Consider the following 17,429-nt stretch of genomic DNA (forward strand, 5'->3'; position numbering starts at 1 on the left):
GCCGCCTCCGTCTGTTGTTTTCCAGTGGTACGAAGGCAGCAGTGTGAAATCTGCCGTTCTGGCGATTGACTTCGCTGTCCAGGCAGATAAAATCCGGATCAATCCGCTGCCCCACCATTGCGATGACCGACGGTCCCTATCACGCCAGCGAGATCTCGCTCGAATCGAGTCTCGGCTACTACCTGTCGAAAGCGCGCAACGTGCTCGCGGAACGGATGGACCGTGCGGTAAAGCCGCTCGGACTGACGGCGCAGCAGATCGGCATCATGCTGCTGCTGTCGCACGGACGCGCGACGACGCCGTTCGAGCTGTCGCGCGCAATGTCCTACGACAGCGGCTCGATGACGCGGATGCTCGACCGGCTCGAGAAGAAGGGCTTTATCGTACGCACGCGTAGCGCGGTCGATCGGCGGATGGTCAAGCTGGAATTGACGCCGACTGGTCAGGAGGCCGCGAAGCAGTTGCCGGCGCTCTGTACCGCTGTGCTCGATGAGCAGCTGCGTGGATTTTCGCCGGACGAAGTGGGCACGCTGGTGAGTCTGCTGAGTCGCTTCATCGCCAACGGCGGTATGTCGGGCGACGACATTTGCGCCGTGCACGCGGCGCCGGCCGGGCAGCGCGAGAAGGTGCAAGGGTCGCCGGAAGAAGGCGACGAATAAATCAGGTGGCGTCTGCGGACGCCTTTATTTTCGGCGATTATCTGTCTGGGCAGAGGGTGTCAGGGCATGAAATATCTGCTTAATAGTTCACGCAGATCGGTGTCGCGACAACTGTCCGTCCGATAAGGAGAAACGACTATGGCTGCTACGGCTCCCGCTACCGCGCCGGTGCCCGCGGAACCCGTACCGTTCAGCGGCGGCAAGCTCGCGCTGCTGACCGTTGGTCTGGCGCTCGGCACGTTCATGGAAGTGCTCGACACGTCGATCGCGAACGTCGCCGTGCCGACCATTTCCGGTAGCCTCGGCGTATCGACCAGCGAAGGCACGTGGGTGATCTCGTCGTACTCGGTTGCATCGGCGATCGCCGTGCCGCTGACCGGCTGGCTCGCGCGCCGGGTCGGCGAGGTGCGGCTCTTCACGATATCGGTCGTGCTGTTCACGATCGCATCCGCGATGTGCGGCTTCGCGCACAACTTCGAATCGCTGATCGCATTCCGACTTCTGCAGGGTCTCGTCTCCGGACCAATGGTGCCGCTATCGCAGACCATCCTGATGCGCTCGTATCCACCGGAGAAGCGCGGCCTCGCGCTCGGTCTATGGGCGATGACGGTGATCGTCGCGCCGATCTTCGGCCCTGTGATGGGCGGCTGGATCACCGACAACTACACGTGGCCGTGGATCTTCTACATCAACCTGCCGATCGGTCTCTTCTCCGGCGCGTGCGCGTACCTGCTGCTGCGCGGCCGCGAGACGAAGACGACGAAGCAGCGCATCGACGCGATCGGGCTCGCGCTGCTCGTGATCGGCGTGTCGTGTCTGCAGATGGTGCTCGACCTCGGCAAGGATCGCGACTGGTTCAACTCGCATTTCATCGTCGCGCTTGCGATCATCGCGGTCATTTCGCTCGCGTTCATGCTGGTGTGGGAGGCGACCGAGAAAGAACCGGTGGTCGACCTCACGCTGTTCAAGGACCGCAACTTCGCACTCGGCGCGTTGATTATCTCGGGCGGCTTCATGGCGTTCTTCGGCTCGGTCGTGATTTTCCCGCTGTGGCTGCAGACCGTGATGGGCTACACGGCCGGACTCGCGGGACTTGCGACCGCGCCGGTCGGCCTGCTCGCACTCATCCTGTCGCCGCTGATCGGTCGCAATATGCACCGGCTCGATCTGCGGATGGTCGCGAGTTTCGCGTTCGTCGTGTTCGCGTTCGTGTCGTTCTGGAACTCGACGTTCACGCTCGACGTGCCGTTCAATCACGTGATCTGGCCACGGCTCGTGCAGGGCATCGGCGTCGCGTGCTTCTTCGTACCGATGACGACGATCACGCTGTCGAGTATCTCCGACGACCGTCTCGCGAGCGCGTCGGGGCTGTCGAATTTTCTGCGCACGCTATCGGGTGCGATCGGGACCGCCGTCAGCACGACGTACTGGGAAAACGACGCGATCTATCACCACGCGGTGCTGTCCGAATCGGTGAACGTGTATTCGCAGAACACCACAGCGTATAGCGATGCGTTGTCGTCGCTTGGCATCGCAGGTCAGAGTCTTACCGCGCAGTTGAATGCACTCGTCACGCAGCAGGGCTTCATGATGGCGACCAATGATTTCTTCCGCATCTCGTGCGTGGGCTTCGTCGTGCTCGCTGGGCTGGTGTGGATCACGAAGCCGAAGAAAGGCGTCGGCGCGGCGATGGGGCACTGATGCGACGCGCTCATTGCGACGGCGGCTCTCCCGTCTCCGATCGCACCGACTGCGCGGGCATCGCGTGAACTTCGGACGCATCCTGCGGCGTCGCTGCGCTATCCGATGTGTTGTCCGGCGCAGTCGCGGTGCCGTTTCTCACGAACTGCTTGAAGTCCGCGCCTGCTCGCCACGGATCGGGCTTGCAGCCGAGCGCGCTGTCGCAATGCGCGGCGAAGCCGATCGTCGACGTGCCGTCGTTGTTCGGCGCCTTCGTGATCTGATAGGCGAGCGCGCGTTTGCCGCCGTCGGGTCCGGTGGTCTGGATCAGTGAGTCGCTGGCCGTTTGCAGCGGATAGCGCGAGTGATCGGTGACCCAGGTTTTCGCGCGTTGCCACCACAGGGTGCACTGCGTGTCGCTCGTGCACGTAAGCGGCGCGGTGGCGATCTGCATGACGTCGGGTTCGACCTGACCGCGCGTCGTACAACCGGCAGCGAGCGTCCCGAGAATGACTATCGACAGGCATTGCTTGATCACGACGAACCTCCGTTGGCGAAGCGATATGTGTCGAGCCGATCGTGCAGCGAGCAGCTACCGACATGACGATATATGGGTTGGACCCTCGTAACGCAGGTGTGTTTCAACGGATCGACGGTTCCGGGAAAACTTGCCGTCGTCGCTGTATGTGGCGATCGAAGCCGTAGCGCTTACCGGTTCGTCGGTGCGTGCTGATGGAGAAACAAAAAAAGGCAGCCGTGCAGGCTGCCTTTCTCATGCGAATCTTCTTTTGAATCGCGCTTGCCGCGCGGCGCCTATACGCTGAAACGGTTCAACGTATAGGCACGATACGCAGCGACGAACGCATCGAACGACCCGATTTCTTCACGCTCCAGCTTCGCCTGCTCGCCGAGCGACTGCTCTGCGAGCGCCATGAATTCCTGCGTCTTTGCCGCATCGAGCGGACGACTGCGGAACAGCGCCGCATGCGCTTCGCTCTGTTCGAGTGCGAACGCGAGAAAGCTCTGCTGTTTGTCGCGCATCGTTTGCAGCACGCGTGCCGACGGCGTCAACGAAGAATCGGCGAGCTTCGCGCGTTGCACGGCGACCGCGCGCGCGTGGCTGTCGTTACCGTGCAGCGCATCGAGTTTCGCGGCGGCGACATCGATCTTCGCGAGCAGTTCTTCGGCCCACTCCGTCATCGCGATGGTTTCGCCGTCGCGCGTCAGCTCGAGACCGGGCTTGCGACCTTCCATCGTCACACTGCCGAAATTGCGGTTCGCTTCGCAATACGCGTCGGGCGGCAACGGTGCGCTGTCGTCGAGTGCGCAGACCAGCAGATACGCGTCGAGAAAACGCGACGTCTCGAGCGAAATGCCGACCGGTTCGAACGGATCGATGTCCATGCAGCGCACTTCGACGTATTGCACACCGCGCGCCGCGAGTGCATGCAGCGGACGCTCGCCGGGATACGTGACGCGCTTCGGCCGGATCGTCGAGTAGAACTCGTTTTCGATCTGCAGCACGTTGGTGTTGATCTGCACCCACTCGCCGTTGCGGTGCGTGCCGATCGCCTCGTATTGCGGATACGGCTGGCTCACGGCCTGCGCGAGCGCGTCGAGATAACCCTGCAGCGTGTCGTAGTCCGCATGCAGCGCCGCTTGCGCCGTGGTGTTCGAGTAGCCGAGATCGCTCATCCGCAGACTTGTCGCGTACGGGCGATACAGCGTGTCGGCGTCGAAGGTTTCGAGCGTGTTCGGACGGTCGCGCAGGAAGCGTCGATCGAGTGCGGGCGATGCGCCGAACAGGTACATCAACAGCCAGTTCGTGTGGCGGAAATTACGGATCAGCGCGAGGTAGCGTTCGGACTGGAAATCGACCGGGCTCGCGGTGGATTGCTGATCGGCGTGCAGCAGGCGCCACACTTCATCGTTCAGCGAGTAGTTGTAGTGAATGCCGGCGATGCATTGCATCGTGCGCCCGTAGCGCAACGCGAGACCCACGCGATACACGTACTTCAGCTTGCCGATGTTCGACGAGCCGTAGTGTGCGATCGGAATTTCATCGTCGGCCGGCAGCAAGCCGGGCATCGATTCGTTCCACAGGATCTCGTCGCCAAGCGACATGTAGACGAAACGATGCAGCGTGTCGAGTTGCTCCAGCGTGAGCGACACATCGCGCTCGGCGGGCGTGATGAGTTCGATCAACGCTTCCGAATAGTCGGTGGTCAGCGACGGATGCGTCAGTGCCGAGCCGAGCGCGCGCGGATGCGACGTCGTCGCGAGACGGCCGTCGCGAGTCACGCGCAGGCTCTCCTTTTCGATGCCGCGCAAGCCGGTGATGAGCGCGTCCGCTTGCGGACCGGCGCTCAGCACGGACAGACGATGAGAGAGCGCGTCGAGCGCGCGGGAAGCAGAAGTGTTTGACATCGATGCGATTGCAGGTCGGGCGTTGTCTGCCGCCAGGTGCCGCCTGTCGGCGGCCGACAACGTTCGGCGGATTCTTGGTAGCGGGCACTTTAACATCTCGCCGGAAGACCCGCTTGAGGCTGCTTCGGGGTCACTTTACGGCTGCTCGGCGCGTGCCGGCGCGCCTCTCGGCGACTCCCCGCTAGTTTGCCTGCACGTTCGCGAGCTGCGTCACTGTGATATCTGTCAGCCCCGCTCAACCGCCGCGCGCAGCTCCTGCCCGATCCGCGACTTCATTCCACAGATGCATCGCCGCGTACGCGCGCCACGGGCGCCAGTCGTCGGTGCGTGCGCGTTGCTGCGTCGCGCGAATCAACGCGGGGTCGCGTGCGGTGATCGACTGCATCAGCACGAGGTCCAGCGCGGGCCATGCGTCGGCGTCGCGCCATGCGCGCATCGCGACGTATTCGACGGTCCACGGTCCGATGCCCGGCAGCGCAAGCAATGCGGCGCGTAATGCGGTTGCGTCGTCGATGGCGCTGTCGAGCGGCACGTCGCCGCTTGCGACCGCGCGTGCGAATCCCTGGAGCGCCGCGACGCGTTTGCCCGGCATGCCGATCTTGTCGAGATCGACAGCGGCGAGCGCGGCCGGCGTCGGAAAGCGCCACGCCGTGTTCTCGTGCGGATGATCGACGATGCGCTCGCCGGCACGCTGCACGAGCCGGCCGATGATCGTCGTCGCAGCCTTCACGCTGACCTGCTGACCGACGATTGCGCGCACGACCAGCTCGAAACCCGACCACGCGCCGGGCACGCGCAGACCGGGTGCCGCGGCGAAGAGCGGCGCGAGCCACGGGTCGTTCGCGAAATGCGCAGCGATCTTTTTCGGGTCCGCGTGCAGATCGAACATGCGCGCGATCGGTGCGGCGAGCGCATCGGCGTGACGGCTCGCGGCGCCTTCGATCGTCGCGACGATGCAGCGTTTGCGCGGATGCAGACGGACGGTGAGTGTGCCGCCGTCGCCGGCCCAGTCGATTGCGCGGCGATACGCACCGTCCTCGACGGCTTCGACGCCGAGCGTCGCGCGCCCCGCGAAGAAGCGCAGGATGCGCGGCCAGTCGAAGGGTGCCTTGAACGGCAATTCCAGCGAGACAACGTCAGCGATGTCGGTGCTCAAGCGGCGTGATCCAGATCGGCGGTGATGGGTTGGGCGACCTGCGCGCCGGTGCGATGAGCTTCCGCATCGAGCAGCGCGGCCTTGCGCGGCAGGCCCCATCGATAGCCGGCCAGCGCACCGCCCTTCTGTATCACACGATGACACGGAATGGCCAGCGCGACCGGGTTCGACGCACAAGCGCTTGCGACCGCCCGCACCGCGCGCGGCGAACCGACTTCGGCAGCGATCTCCGAATAGCTGCGGGTCTCGCCGTACGGAATGCGCCGCAGCGCATCCCACACGCGCTGCTGGAACGCAGTGGCCGCGATGTCGAGCGGCAGATCGACGCGGCGACGCGTGCCTTCCAGATACGCGCCGATCTGCTCGACGAACGGCGCGAGCTGCGCGGCGTCTTCGATCAGTTCCGCGTTCGCGAACTCGCCGCGCAGTTCGTCGACGAGCGCATGCGTGTCGTCGCCGAATGCGATCTTGCAGATGCCCTTGTCGGTCGTCGCGACCAGCACGAGGCCGAGCGGTGTCGGCGCGCTCGCGTAATGCACGACGACGCCTGCGCCCTTGCGTCGATAGTCGGACGGCGCCATGCCGAGTTCGGCGGCAGCGGTGTCGTACATCCTCGACGGCGAACCGAAGCCCGCGTCGACGCTCGCCCGGGTCACGGCCGTGCCGCGCCCGAGCGCATCGCGCAGAGCCGCGCCCCGCTGCGCCGCCTGATACTGCCGCGGCGACACGCCGACCACGCGCTTGAAAAGCCGCTGCAGATGGAACGGGCTCACGTGGACGAGGTCGCTCAGTTGCGCGAGCGTCAGACGCTGCTGCGGATCGGCGTCGAGCGCCGCGCACGCGCGATTCACGATCTCGATTTCGCGCGGCAGCCGGCCAGGCTGACAGCGCTTGCAGTCGCGGAAACCGGCGGCGCGCGCATCGTCCAGCGAAGCGAAGAAATCGACGTTTTCACGGCGCGGCTGGCGCGACGCGCACGACGGTCGGCAGAACACGCCCGTCGTTTTGACGCCGTAGAAGAAGGTGCCGTCGGCGTCGGTATCGCGGCTCGTGACGGCGGCCCAGCGTTCGGCGGCGGTGGAATAGCCCGTTTTCATGGTGGGTTCCGGAGACAGTTTCGATGGTCACCAATGTAGTCCGCAGGTCGACACAGTACGCCCCGGATCTTGCTCTGTCATTGCACTGGATGCGGTGCGAACGGCTCTGCTTCGGGGGCGGAGCCTCCCTGGACGCGGCTCCCCGGCCCGGGAATGCTAGGGAATGTCAATTCCCGGGTTTTCCCTTAAAAAGTTATTGCGTCGCACCAACCCGTTGTGTATAGTGGTTCTTGTCTCCTCCATGTCTCCTCCTGATATGGATTAAGCCCGCTCCCAGTGAGCGGGCTTTTTTTCGTCTGCATTTTCCCTTCCCCCCATCCGCGTTCTTCTACACTTCCGGTAACCGGACAGCCTCGGCGAGGGAGTTTCCATGCAGATCCATATTCGCGAGATCGATCATGTCGTGATCCGGGCCGCCAGCCTCGACACGATGACGCGGTTTTATTGCGACGTGCTCGGGTGCAGTGTCGAAAAGGAGCAGCTTGAACTGGGTTTGATCCAGCTGCGCGCGGGCCGTTCGCTGATCGATCTGCTGCAGGTCGGCGCGAGAATCGACCGTGCCGATAGCGGCACACCGGGCGCGGGACGCAATATGGATCACCTGTGTCTGCGCGTCGAACCGTTCGACGCCGACGCGTTGCAGAAACATCTGACGGAATGCGGTGTGCGGCTCGGCGAGCGCGCGATGCGCTACGGCGCGGATGGCTTCGGTATGTCGGTGTACCTGTTCGATCCGGAAGGCAATATGGTCGAACTCAAGGGGCCGCCTGACGCCTGAAGGTACTGCCTTCCCTTTGCCTCGATCACGCGTTGGCCGGTTCTTTCAGCACCGTCCATTCGATCGGCACCGGATCGGCCTGCGACGAGCCGAGCCATGCGGCCCCGTCCTGCACCGTGCACTGCAGGCGCATCGTGCGTTCGGCGAGACTGCCGAGCGACGCGGCGACTTCATCGCCCAGCGACCAGACGGTCACATTGCGCAGCCGATCGACCTTGCCGCGCACGCCCTGCCACCAGATATCCGACGTCCGGCCGCCATACGCGATCACGATCACTTCGTTCGCACGGCCGCTCGCCTTCGCGATCCGGCGTTCGTCCGGCTGCCCGACGTCGATCCACGTCTCGATCGCACCGGTCAGGTCTTTTTGCCACAGGTCGGGTTCGTCGATATCGGACAGGCCTTTGCAGAACTCCAGGCGCTCCTGCGCAAACAACGCGAACGCGGCGACGCGAACCATCATCCGTTCGTCGGTTTCGGACGGATGACGGGCGATCGTCAACGCATGGTCGGCGTAGTAATGCCGGTCCATGTCGGCGATCTGCAGATCGGCTTTATAAATGGTCGATTTGAGAGCCATGCGACACCAGAAGCCCACGTAGGGCCGAAGAAAATAGGAAGATCGACAGCGCGCTGCCGTTGTCCGATCAGCATTTATCGTGCCGTCGACGGAGGGCAGGCGCGCGTGATGATACCCAATGTGACGCCCGCGTGGCGCGTGCGTGCAAAACGGTCACAGCGGCGGCGCTTCGTCCGGCATGCGCAAATAAAAAGCGGCCGGGGAAAATTCCCGGCCGCTTTTTACACGCATCCGTTCAAGCCGACCCGAAAAAGTCGGCTAATTCGCAGCCCGGTTTTATCGACTCGAGGCCGCAGGTATTTACCAGCGTTACGGCTTGATAAACCGGTCGTTGGTCCAGAGCCCTTGCGTATCGCTATTGCCGGAATTCACGAATTCGACTTCGTGACCAACGACACGCACGACGCGGAAATTCGCATTTTCAGGCGTCGAAAGACATTGGAAGCCGGAGAAGAACTCCTGCATTTTCTGCTGCTCGCCGGCTTGCGCATGCTGGTTGACCGCGTCCAGATTATCCTTGGACAGACAGCCGTATGCGTTCGGCTTGAACTGGATCGTCTGCTGCGGCTTGATGACGACGTCCTGTGCCTGCACCGCCGATGCAACCGCCAATCCCGCCACTGCAAAAAGAAGAGCAACGCGCTTGATCATGTTCAGCCTCCGTGCGGATGATTGCTCAGGTTAGCTATGTATTTAACTTCAATGGGGCATCCGCACCTTGCACTTTAGGAAACGCTGCGAGGAGCACAAGCACATCTTGTGTGCGACCGCAACAGCGGCGAATTGTCGCACCTGCGTCAATGAAGGTTTCGAGGCGGAGGGTGGGGCGAAAAGACGCAGTAACGTAATACGCGCACAGTCGAAACGCTTAAGTAGAGCCTTTAATGGCAATGGTCTGCGTCGTTGATTCGCGTAAACACGGAGACGCATTTAAGCGATTTAATAAAAATCCGTTAAAACGTGATGCGGCGCACACAAAGTCATTTAGCGAATTAAGCGTCTGGCCCGCTTTTGCAGATTAAAAAGAATGCCAGCTCCGTTTTCCGGACCGGAAGAGGGAGCGCGATTGGTGCTTGCAACGGGCTGAGGTTCGTGGATAAATCGACTCTCCTCAGGAGATAAAGCTATGACACTCGCCCACTGGCTTCCGTTCGCCATTGCTTCGGCCATTCTCGTGGCGATTCCCGGCCCGACCGTTCTGCTCGTGATTTCCTACGCGCTCGGTCACGGCCGCCGCTACGCACTGACGACGACGGCCGGCGTCGCGCTCGGCGACCTCACCGCGATGACCGCTTCGATGCTCGGGCTTGGCGTGCTGCTCGCGGCGTCGGCGGCGCTCTTTACCGCGGTTAAGTGGGTCGGTGCGGCGTATTTGATCTATCTCGGCATCAAGCTGTGGCGCGCACCCGTGATGGAGGCCGATGCGCCGGCCTCGGCGGAAACACGCACCGGCCGCATCTTCGCCCATGCGTATGCGGTCACCGCGCTGAACCCGAAAAGCATCATCTTTTTCGTCGCGTTCGTGCCGCAGTTCATCGATCCGCACGCGGCCGCGTTGCCGCAGATCGTCATCTTCGAGGCGACGTTCATCATTCTGGCGACGTCGAATGCACTGGCTTATGCGTTGATTGCGTCGGCGGCGCGGCGCGCGATTCGCAGCGCGCGCGTGCAGCGTACGATCAATCGCACCGGCGGCACGCTGCTGATCGGCGCGGGTATTTTCGCGGCTGCGTGGAAGAAAGCGGCGGCTTAAGCGTGGATGTCGCGGGCGCGGCGCTTGATTAAGGCGCCCGCCTGCCGGCGAAGAAGTCGCGCTGGAACATGCACATGCGCAGCGCGTTGTGATACGCGCCGTTGCCGAAGAATTCCTCGATCAACTCCGCTTCGTGTACGAAGCCGCATTTCTCGTACACGTGAATCGCGGCGGCATTCGATTTGTCGACGATCAGATAAATCTTGCGCAGATTCAGCACGGAAAACGCGTAATCGACGGCGAGCATCGTCGCGATCGACGCATACCCTCGACCTTGCGCACGCGGCGCGATGATGATCTGGAATTCGCCGCGTCGGTGGATGTAGTCCAGTTCGATCAATTCGACGAGACCGACGGTTTGGGCGGCGGCATCGATTGCGACGAAGCGCCGTTCGCGCTGATCGTGCACGTGCTGATCGTAGAGTTGCGACAACTCGGAGAACGTTTCGTACGGTTCCTCGAACCAGTAACGCATGATTTTCGCATCATTGTTGAGGCCGTGAACGAAGCGCAGATCATCGCGCTCGAGCGGTCGTAGCGTCAGTTCGATGTTGCGTTCTGTGGTCATGGATTTCCCCCGGCGATGATTGATTATGTGCGCCGCCTGTTCGGCGCGTCGAGGGTTAGGCGCGTCCATGTGCCCGAGGTTCGCCCGGCACCGCGTATGCGATGCAACACCGCTTCTCGCCGGGACTGCTGGGTGCGGTTCTCTGCGGATATCAGCGTCGTGTTGTCGCAGGCACCGGAATTGCGCCTCGCACGATGTGAGGGGTGGCGCACGCGGACTGCGCGCCGTCCGCCTACAATGAAATGACAGCTTGTGCAGATCGGGAGGCTATCGTGGTCGAGCACGTGATATTGGGTATATTTCTCGTGGTCCCGTTACTGATCGTCGCGTTTCTGTTTTCCGACGAGCTTTGGCAGGAACATCGGCAGCGCGGACAGCTGCCGCGTGAGCGGCGCATGGACTGGCGTCATCCGATCCGCAGTCTGCGGCATCCGCACTGAGTGCGCTTACATCGCCGCCTGCATAGAGGCGGGACGTTGATCGTACGAATAATCCGCTGAGGGAGCGCACGCCGCGCGTGACTGCGTGGTTGTGTAAAACACAAAATACACGCGCAAAAAAAAGCCGCAGCGTTCGTGAGACTGCGGCTTAACCACACACGTAACGCCCTGCATGCACGTCACCTGCACAGTCTGAAAGCGGCGTTCTTCTCAAGCAAGCCTTTAAGCTGAAGTTTGACCATCGTTGACGTTTCAGCCGGCGCTCGCCGGTCGCATCCGATCGGGGCTCGTCTGCGTATAAAGCGGTGAAGGGCGCATAACAGCGCCTCATCCGTTTTATGTTCGAGGACTGCTCCGCATGCCGCTCGATCCTGCCGACTCCTTTTGACCATGCCCTTGCTGCTAGTCGCGTCGATCGCGTTTGCAGGCCTGGCGGTGCTGTTCGTCATCGTCTGGCGATGGCAACTGCGCAGCCTCAACGCCGGGATGATCGATCCGGTTTGGGCGGCGTCGCTGGGCGGTGTCGCGTTGCTGTATGCGCTGGCCGGCACCGGCGATCCGTTGCGTCGAATCGCGGTCGGCATCGGCGGGGCATGCTGGGGTGCGCGCCTCGGGTTTCATCTGTGGAGGCGTAACGCCGGCAAGCCCGAGGATGCGCGATATCGACGGTTGCGCGAAGAGTGGGGCGTCGCAGCGCCACGGCGGATGCTGGGCTTTTTCCTCGCGCAGGCGGTTGCATCGTCGGTGCTCGCCGTATCGTTTGCCGTGCCCGCGTACACACGCGGCAGATTGTCGATGGGACTCGTCGCGCTGGGTGCTGCCATATGGATCATCGCAACCGTCGGCGAGGCCATGGCCGACAGGCAGCTCGCCGCCTTCGTCGCGCAGCCGGCGAATCGCGGCAAGGTTTGTCGCGAAGGGCTGTGGCGCTATTCGCGGCATCCCAACTATTTCTTCGAGTGTCTGCACTGGTTCGCGTACGTGCCAATCGCGGCGGGCAGCGCGTGGATCGCGTTGAGTGTCGTGCCTCCGCTGCTGATGGGCTGGCTGCTGCTGAGAGTGTCCGGCATTCCGGTGCTCGAAGCGCATCTCGCGACGAGTCGTCCTGGGTACGCCGACTATGTGCGCACGACGTCTGCGCTTATCCCCTGGCCTCCGCGCAACGCACGCGAACCACTACAAAAGAGTGAACCATGACCGCATCGACCGTCGATAACGAACAGATGTCGTCGTCCGCACGTGACGGCTGGTTGATCGAATGCTGCGAGCGGGGCTGGTTGCCCGATACGCTGATTCGCTTCGGTATGCGTTCGCTGATGCGACAGCGTCTGCGCGACGAAGGCGCCGGCGGTCCCGAGTCAGTCACGATGCGGTTGATGCAGCTGGTCGACGAACTGGGCGCAAGTCCAATCGCAATCGCTACCGACGCTGCGAATCGCCAGCACTACGAGTTGCCCGCTGCGTTCTTCGATGCGCACCTTGGGCCGCGTCTGAAGTATTCGTGTTGTCTCTATCCAACCGGCCGCGAAACGCTCGCGGAAGCCGAAGAAGCGATGCTCGAACTGTACGTGCAGCGCGCCGGCCTTGCGGACGGACAGTCGATCCTCGATCTCGGTTGCGGCTGGGGTTCGCTGTCGTTGTGGCTCGCTGCACGGTTTCCGTCGGCACGGATCACGGCGCTGTCGAATTCGCACGGACAACGCGCGTTCATCGAGGCGCGCGCGGCCGCGCTCGGATTGCACAACGTGACGGTACTAACCGGCAACATCGTCGACTTCGAATTCGCCGATATGCCGGCCGAGGGTCGCTTCGATCGCGTGATCTCGATCGAGATGTTCGAGCACATGAAGAACTACGCGCTGCTGCTCGAAAAAATCTCGCGCTGGATGCGCATCGACGGGAGGCTGTTCGTGCATGTCTTCGCGCACCGCACGCTCGCCTATCCATTTGAGGCGCGCGATCGCAGCGACTGGATGGCGAAGTATTTTTTCACGGGCGGCACGATGCCGTCCGAGTCGCTGCTGCTGCATTTTCAGACCCATCTGCGTGTGACGTGTCACTGGTGGATGAGCGGCACGCACTACGCGCGCACCGCAAACCATTGGCTGGATGCGCTCGATGCAGCACGCGATCGTCTGTTGCCGATATTCACGGCAACCTACGGCGAGCGCGACGCGGCGATCTGGCTGCAGCGCTGGCGAATGTTCTACATGGCGGTCGCTGAGTTGTTCGGCTATGCGCAGGGCAGCGAGTGGGGCGTCGCGCACTATCTGTTCGATCGGCTTGGACGCGGATAATCCTGTCGCGTCAGCGAAACGCGTCGTTCGCGGCGGCCGCGCCGAGCAGATGCCTGCGCAACTGCGGAGCACGTGTACGTGGATCGAGCCAGATCGCGAAGAACGCCCGCGCAAACGCGACGTCGTCGATCTGCGCGGTGAGCCGGTCGTTCGCATAGAAGCGCACGCCGCGTCCCGGCATGAAAGCGCCACAGAGCGTATCGCCGGACTGCACGTCGACGAATGCCGTGAGCATGTCGGCGCGCCAGCGGTCGCGGATCGATGCGGACAGCGGGGTCGCCGCGAGCCGTTCCATTTCCGCGAGGCCCGTGTCGGCGAGACGTGTCTTCGTGAAGCTGCGGCGATACTCGATAACGAGTGCAAACGGCGATTCACTGGACAGTGTCGCGGCGCTGCTCCACAACTGCGCGTTATACAGGCAGAAGCCGAGGACGCAGAACGAACCATCGCCCAGTTCATTTGCGGTCCCGAGATCGTCCTTGCAGCCGGCCCATGCCGACGAATAGCACCATCCGGTCAGCACGAACGCGAGCACGAGTGCAAGCGCACGCACGTCAATCGCCCTGCGTAATCAGGAAGTGCGTGACGCCGGTGCGTTTCTCCAGAAAGCCGGCCTCGCAGTACGCAAGATAGAGCCGCCATGTGCGGATGAAGATCTCGTCGAAGCCCTGCGCGCAAACCGCTTCGAGCTGCGCCTCGAATGCCGTGCGCCAGTGTCGCAGCGTGTACGCGTAGTCGTTGCCGAACGACAGCGACTCATGCGCTCGCAAGCCCCCACGACGTGCGGCACGGATGAAACGTTCGACGCTCGGCAGCATGCCGCCGGGGAAAATCGTTTCGCGAATGAAGTCGCTCGAACTGCGATATGCGGCGAAGCGCGCATCGTCGATCGTGATCGATTGCACGAGCGCGCTCGCACGCGGCGCGAGGCACTGCTTCACCTTCGAAAAGAACATCGGCCAGTAGCGCTCGCCGACCGCCTCGAACATCTCGATCGACACGATGGCATCGTACTGCCCATCCAGATCGCGATAGTCGGTCAGTTCGAGGTTCGCGTAACGCTCGAGACCTGCCGCCGCGATGCGCGCGCGTCCCAGTTCGAGTTGCTCGCGCGACAGCGTGACGCCATGCACGTGAATGCCGAGCCGAGCCGCATGCAGCGCGAAACCGCCCCAGCCGCAGCCGATTTCGAGCACGCGCATGCCGGGCCGCAGTAACAGCACGTCGACGATGCGCTGATACTTCGCGTGCTGCGCGGCTTCGAGCGTGCGCGCGAGATCGTCTTCGAACAATGCGCTCGAATAGGTGAACGTCGGGTCCAGCCACAGCGCGTAGAACGCGTTGCCGATGTCGTAATGCGCGTGGATGTTGCGGCGGCTGCCGTTGCGCGTATTCGCGCGCAGCCAGTGCCGCAACCCGTACCACGCGCGGGCGGCCAGGCTGCCGGTCACGGTGCGCGGCAGCGCGCTTTCGTTGGCGAGCGCAAGGCGCACCAGCGCGACGGCGTCCGGTGTGTCGAGCCAGTGCGCGCGATACGCGTCGGCGAAACCGATGTCGCCGGCTCTCAGGATCGCTGCGCACGCGCGCCAGTCGTGCAGCAGCAGATGCGCGCCGTCGGGCGAGTGCGGATCGCCGAACGTGCGTTGTGTGCCGTCCGGAAGCGTGACGAGCAGGCGGCCATGACGCATGCGTCCGAGCGTCGCGAGAAAGAGTCGGCCTGCCGCCGGTGTGTCGCTGGCCGGAAAGAAAGTGCGAAGGAACGTCATGGTCTCTTTGCTCCGGACGACGGAGGATGCTTGCCGTAAAACGGCACGCGCTTGATCGCGAGACGCAGCGCCTGCCAGTGAATGCGAACGACGACCGCGACCGTCATCCACGGCTGACGCAGCAGCGTGGCGAGCGCGGTCGTGCCGGTGAGCGGGTGTTTGCGCAGAGAGAGGCTCGTGCGGATCACGGCCGTTCCATCGACGTGGCCGTCGTAGTGGTCGATCGAGATCGACGTGTGTTGCGCGCTTTCGCGCACGCGGAACACGTAGTGGCCTCGCACGTCGCAGAACGGCGATACGTGCAGCACCTTCCGGCACGCGAGCGACGTATGCGCGTCGATCGCGCCGCCGTCCGCTGCTCCAAGCAGATAGCAATGACGCTCGCCGAACGTGTTGCGCACCTCGGCGACGAGCGCCCGCAACTGCGCGTCGTCGTCATAGCTGAACCAGAAGCTGACGGGATTGAACGCGTAACCGAACACGCGCGGGAAGGTCTGCAGCCACAGCGGTCCCTGCGCGTGCAGACCGGCCTGCGCGAGGCGCGCGCGGATCCACGTGCCGGGATCGCTGCCGTCGCATGCGCCATAGTCGGCGGCGCGTAGACTCAGCGGCGCGAAACGGCCGATGCCGAACCACCAGCGATCGAGTTCCGCGAGCCGCGACATGTCGCAACGCACGCAGAACACCGGGTAGACGAACCGGTGCTTAACCGGCCGCAGTCGCATGTGTACGACGTGGCCGAGCAGCAGCAGCGGTCCTTTGAGTCCGTTGATCGTCGCGTTCATGGCGTGGCCCATGCCGGCTGCACGCCGAAATCCGCGGCGACGCGCAGCGCGGACTTCAGGCCGTCCTCGTGAAAACCGTAGCCGGTCCATGCCCCTGCGAACCAGGTTTGCCGATGACCTTGCAGCGCGGGAAGACGCGTCTGCGCATCGATGGCTGGCTGATCGAGCAACGGGTGATCGTAGGTGAAACGTCGTAGCTCCGTGCCGGCGGCCGGCTGCGCGACGGGGTTCAACGTCAGCACGAGCGGTTGTCGAAACGGCAGCGGCTGCAGCCGGTTCAGCAGATAGCTGACGCACACGGGCCGTGCGTCGTCGATGGGACGGCCGTCGCGCGCGCTCACGTAATTCCACGCGGACCACACGCGCCGTCTGCGCGGCAGCAGCATCGTGTCGGTGTGCAGCACGGCGACGTTCGGTTGATAGCGAAACGGCCCGAGCGTGCGCTGTTCGAATGCGTCGGCATCGCCGAGCATCCGCAGACTGTCGGGGGCATGCGTCGCGAGCACGACGGCATCGAAGCGTTCGGTGCCGGCCGAGGTCGTCAGCGCGACACCGGATGCGTCGCGCCGCAGATCGACGACCGGCGACGCGGTACGCACGTCGTCGAGCGTGCTCACGATACGCCGCACGTAGTCGCGTCCGCCGCCGCTGACGGTTTTCCACGTCGGGCGTCCGGCGACCTGCAGCAGCGCGTGATTCAGGCAAAAGCGCAGGAACGTCGCGGCGGGAAAGCGCAACACATCGGCGGTCGCGCACGACCAGATTGCCGCCGCCATCGGCAGCAGATAGTGCTCGCGAAAGCGCGCGCCGTAACCGGCCGCGCCGAGCAGCTGGCCCACCGATCCCCCGCCTTGAACGGCTGTCGCCAGATAGGCGGGTGCCTGTGCGTTGAACCGGACGATGTCGCGCAGCATGCCGACGAACGCAGGCGACAGCAGATTGCGTCGCTGCGCGAACACCGTGTTCAGGTTCGTGCCGGCCCATTCGAGGTTGCCGCGATCGACCGACACCGAGAACGACATTTCGCTGTCGACCGCCGCGACGCCGAGCTCGTCGAACAGTGCGATCAGATTCGGATAGGTGCGATCGTTGAAGACGAGAAAGCCGGTATCGACTGGATGCACGACGCCGTCGAGTTCGACGTCGACGGTGTTCGTGTGACCACCGGCAGAGGTTGCCGCTTCGAACAACGTCACGCGATGACGACGCGCGAGCAGATACGCGCTCGCGAGTCCCGCGATGCCCGCACCGACGACCGCGACGCGGCGGCCGGGTTCGCGCATGTCCGGCGCGCGCGTCATGGCTGGCGCTCCGGCAGCGAGTCGGCGGCGCGGCGAGGGTACTGAGGACGGGACGAGTGGTTGCGCATCATGCGCTATATACGCGCCGCCTCCAGGACTGGATGCGGCGGTCTACAACGGCGATGCGGCGACTTCGGCGAGT

The 17,429-nt window shown here is 63.5% G+C and carries 18 protein-coding genes; 7 read left to right on the plus strand and 11 right to left on the minus strand.

The window, feature by feature from the left end:
* Positions 1-122: 122 nt before the first annotated feature.
* Both E1748_RS23745 and E1748_RS23750 read left to right on the plus strand, forming a co-directional pair.
* On the plus strand, positions 123-659 hold the full coding sequence (locus tag E1748_RS23745) for a MarR family winged helix-turn-helix transcriptional regulator (protein ID WP_133649726.1): 537 nt from the start codon (positions 123-125) through the stop codon (positions 657-659).
* A 138-nt stretch (positions 660-797) separates the two neighbouring features.
* Entirely contained in the window at positions 798-2,360 is a 1,563-nt protein-coding gene (locus E1748_RS23750) for a DHA2 family efflux MFS transporter permease subunit (RefSeq protein ID WP_133649727.1), read from the plus strand.
* 10 nt (positions 2,361-2,370) lie between these two features.
* Here the strand turns inward: E1748_RS23750 and E1748_RS23755 are convergent, their stop codons facing one another.
* The 4 genes from E1748_RS23755 to ada all read right to left on the minus strand — a co-directional run bounded on the left by E1748_RS23755 (position 2,371) and on the right by ada (position 7,019).
* Positions 2,371-2,874, minus strand: coding sequence for a hypothetical protein (locus E1748_RS23755; RefSeq protein ID WP_240766830.1), 504 nt, complete (start codon positions 2,872-2,874; stop codon positions 2,371-2,373).
* 278 nt (positions 2,875-3,152) lie between these two features.
* On the minus strand, positions 3,153-4,766 hold the full coding sequence (gene gshA, locus E1748_RS23760; RefSeq protein ID WP_133649728.1) for a glutamate--cysteine ligase: 1,614 nt from the start codon (positions 4,764-4,766) through the stop codon (positions 3,153-3,155).
* A gap of 235 nt (positions 4,767-5,001) precedes the next feature.
* Positions 5,002-6,021, minus strand: a complete 1,020-nt coding sequence (locus E1748_RS23765) for a DNA-3-methyladenine glycosylase family protein (RefSeq protein ID WP_205965291.1) — start codon at positions 6,019-6,021, stop codon at positions 5,002-5,004.
* Positions 5,919-7,019 carry a bifunctional DNA-binding transcriptional regulator/O6-methylguanine-DNA methyltransferase Ada gene (ada, locus tag E1748_RS23770; protein WP_133649730.1) on the minus strand — a complete coding sequence of 367 codons (1,101 nt, stop codon included), beginning with the start codon at positions 7,017-7,019 and terminating at the stop codon, positions 5,919-5,921. Before ada ends, E1748_RS23765 begins: the two co-directional genes overlap by 103 nt.
* Positions 7,020-7,389: 370 nt before the next feature.
* On the opposite strand from ada, the gene E1748_RS23775 reads away from it, so the two are divergent.
* Positions 7,390-7,797: a VOC family protein gene (locus E1748_RS23775; RefSeq protein ID WP_133649731.1), complete on the plus strand. Its 408-nt coding sequence runs from the start codon at positions 7,390-7,392 to the stop codon at positions 7,795-7,797.
* Between the two features lie 25 nt (positions 7,798-7,822).
* Here the strand turns inward: E1748_RS23775 and E1748_RS23780 are convergent, their stop codons facing one another.
* A complete protein-coding gene (locus tag E1748_RS23780) occupies positions 7,823-8,377 on the minus strand; it encodes a YaeQ family protein (protein WP_133649732.1) in 555 nt (184 codons plus the stop codon).
* 309 nt (positions 8,378-8,686) lie between these two features.
* Positions 8,687-9,028, minus strand: coding sequence for a surface attachment protein Sap1 (sap1, locus tag E1748_RS23785; protein ID WP_133649733.1), 342 nt, complete (start codon positions 9,026-9,028; stop codon positions 8,687-8,689).
* A gap of 475 nt (positions 9,029-9,503) precedes the next feature.
* Here sap1 and E1748_RS23790 point away from each other — a divergent pair, with 475 nt between their 5' ends.
* Positions 9,504-10,130, plus strand: coding sequence for a LysE family translocator (locus tag E1748_RS23790; protein WP_133649734.1), 627 nt, complete (start codon positions 9,504-9,506; stop codon positions 10,128-10,130).
* A gap of 28 nt (positions 10,131-10,158) precedes the next feature.
* Here the strand turns inward: E1748_RS23790 and speG are convergent, their stop codons facing one another.
* Complete coding sequence (speG, locus tag E1748_RS23795) at positions 10,159-10,698, minus strand: spermidine N1-acetyltransferase (protein ID WP_133649735.1); 540 nt, start codon at positions 10,696-10,698, stop codon at positions 10,159-10,161.
* A gap of 203 nt (positions 10,699-10,901) precedes the next feature.
* Between speG and E1748_RS23800 the strand changes: the two genes are divergently transcribed.
* The 3 genes from E1748_RS23800 to E1748_RS23810 all read left to right on the plus strand — a co-directional run bounded on the left by E1748_RS23800 (position 10,902) and on the right by E1748_RS23810 (position 13,435).
* Positions 10,902-11,138 carry a hypothetical protein gene (locus E1748_RS23800; protein WP_133649736.1) on the plus strand — a complete coding sequence of 79 codons (237 nt, stop codon included), beginning with the start codon at positions 10,902-10,904 and terminating at the stop codon, positions 11,136-11,138.
* Positions 11,139-11,528: 390 nt separating this feature from the next.
* Positions 11,529-12,335 (plus strand): DUF1295 domain-containing protein, encoded by an 807-nt coding sequence (locus tag E1748_RS23805; protein ID WP_133649737.1) that lies wholly within the window; start codon positions 11,529-11,531, stop codon positions 12,333-12,335.
* Positions 12,332-13,435, plus strand: a complete 1,104-nt coding sequence (locus E1748_RS23810; protein ID WP_133649738.1) for an SAM-dependent methyltransferase — start codon at positions 12,332-12,334, stop codon at positions 13,433-13,435. The genes E1748_RS23805 and E1748_RS23810 overlap by 4 nt, the downstream gene beginning before the upstream one ends.
* A gap of 10 nt (positions 13,436-13,445) precedes the next feature.
* Here the strand turns inward: E1748_RS23810 and E1748_RS23815 are convergent, their stop codons facing one another.
* Genes E1748_RS23815 through E1748_RS23830 form a run of 4 tightly spaced genes read right to left on the minus strand, consistent with a single transcriptional unit; the run spans position 13,446 to position 17,287 of the window.
* Positions 13,446-13,988, minus strand: a complete 543-nt coding sequence (locus E1748_RS23815; RefSeq protein ID WP_133649739.1) for a chalcone isomerase family protein — start codon at positions 13,986-13,988, stop codon at positions 13,446-13,448.
* Between the two features lies 1 nt (position 13,989).
* Complete coding sequence (locus E1748_RS23820; protein WP_133649740.1) at positions 13,990-15,201, minus strand: SAM-dependent methyltransferase; 1,212 nt, start codon at positions 15,199-15,201, stop codon at positions 13,990-13,992.
* Positions 15,198-15,998 (minus strand): DUF1365 domain-containing protein, encoded by an 801-nt coding sequence (locus E1748_RS23825; protein WP_240766773.1) that lies wholly within the window; start codon positions 15,996-15,998, stop codon positions 15,198-15,200. The genes E1748_RS23820 and E1748_RS23825 overlap by 4 nt, the downstream gene beginning before the upstream one ends.
* The gene (locus E1748_RS23830) at positions 15,983-17,287 is read right to left on the minus strand and encodes an NAD(P)/FAD-dependent oxidoreductase (RefSeq protein WP_240766774.1); all 1,305 of its coding nucleotides are present in this window, start codon (positions 17,285-17,287) and stop codon (positions 15,983-15,985) included. Before E1748_RS23830 ends, E1748_RS23825 begins: the two co-directional genes overlap by 16 nt.
* Positions 17,288-17,429: the final 142 nt, after the last annotated feature.

The organism is Paraburkholderia flava, assembly GCF_004359985.1.
GTDB classification, from domain to species: domain Bacteria; phylum Pseudomonadota; class Gammaproteobacteria; order Burkholderiales; family Burkholderiaceae; genus Paraburkholderia; species Paraburkholderia flava.

Coding starts and splice junctions, on each gene's coding strand:
- E1748_RS23810 (WP_133649738.1), top strand. CDS start 12,332: ATGACCGCATCGACCGTCGATAACGAACAGATGTCGTCGTCCGCACGT.
- sap1 (WP_133649733.1), bottom strand. CDS start 9,028: ATGATCAAGCGCGTTGCTCTTCTTTTTGCAGTGGCGGGATTGGCGGTT.
- ada (WP_133649730.1), bottom strand. CDS start 7,019: ATGAAAACGGGCTATTCCACCGCCGCCGAACGCTGGGCCGCCGTCACG.
- E1748_RS23765 (WP_205965291.1), bottom strand. CDS start 6,021: ATGGGGCCTGCCGCGCAAGGCCGCGCTGCTCGATGCGGAAGCTCATCG.
- speG (WP_133649735.1), bottom strand. CDS start 10,698: ATGACCACAGAACGCAACATCGAACTGACGCTACGACCGCTCGAGCGC.
- E1748_RS23790 (WP_133649734.1), top strand. CDS start 9,504: ATGACACTCGCCCACTGGCTTCCGTTCGCCATTGCTTCGGCCATTCTC.
- gshA (WP_133649728.1), bottom strand. CDS start 4,766: ATGTCAAACACTTCTGCTTCCCGCGCGCTCGACGCGCTCTCTCATCGT.
- E1748_RS23825 (WP_240766773.1), bottom strand. CDS start 15,998: ATGGGCCACGCCATGAACGCGACGATCAACGGACTCAAAGGACCGCTG.
- E1748_RS23830 (WP_240766774.1), bottom strand. CDS start 17,287: ATGACGCGCGCGCCGGACATGCGCGAACCCGGCCGCCGCGTCGCGGTC.
- E1748_RS23805 (WP_133649737.1), top strand. CDS start 11,529: ATGCCCTTGCTGCTAGTCGCGTCGATCGCGTTTGCAGGCCTGGCGGTG.
- E1748_RS23775 (WP_133649731.1), top strand. CDS start 7,390: ATGCAGATCCATATTCGCGAGATCGATCATGTCGTGATCCGGGCCGCC.
- E1748_RS23820 (WP_133649740.1), bottom strand. CDS start 15,201: ATGACGTTCCTTCGCACTTTCTTTCCGGCCAGCGACACACCGGCGGCA.
- E1748_RS23750 (WP_133649727.1), top strand. CDS start 798: ATGGCTGCTACGGCTCCCGCTACCGCGCCGGTGCCCGCGGAACCCGTA.
- E1748_RS23780 (WP_133649732.1), bottom strand. CDS start 8,377: ATGGCTCTCAAATCGACCATTTATAAAGCCGATCTGCAGATCGCCGAC.
- E1748_RS23745 (WP_133649726.1), top strand. CDS start 123: ATGACCGACGGTCCCTATCACGCCAGCGAGATCTCGCTCGAATCGAGT.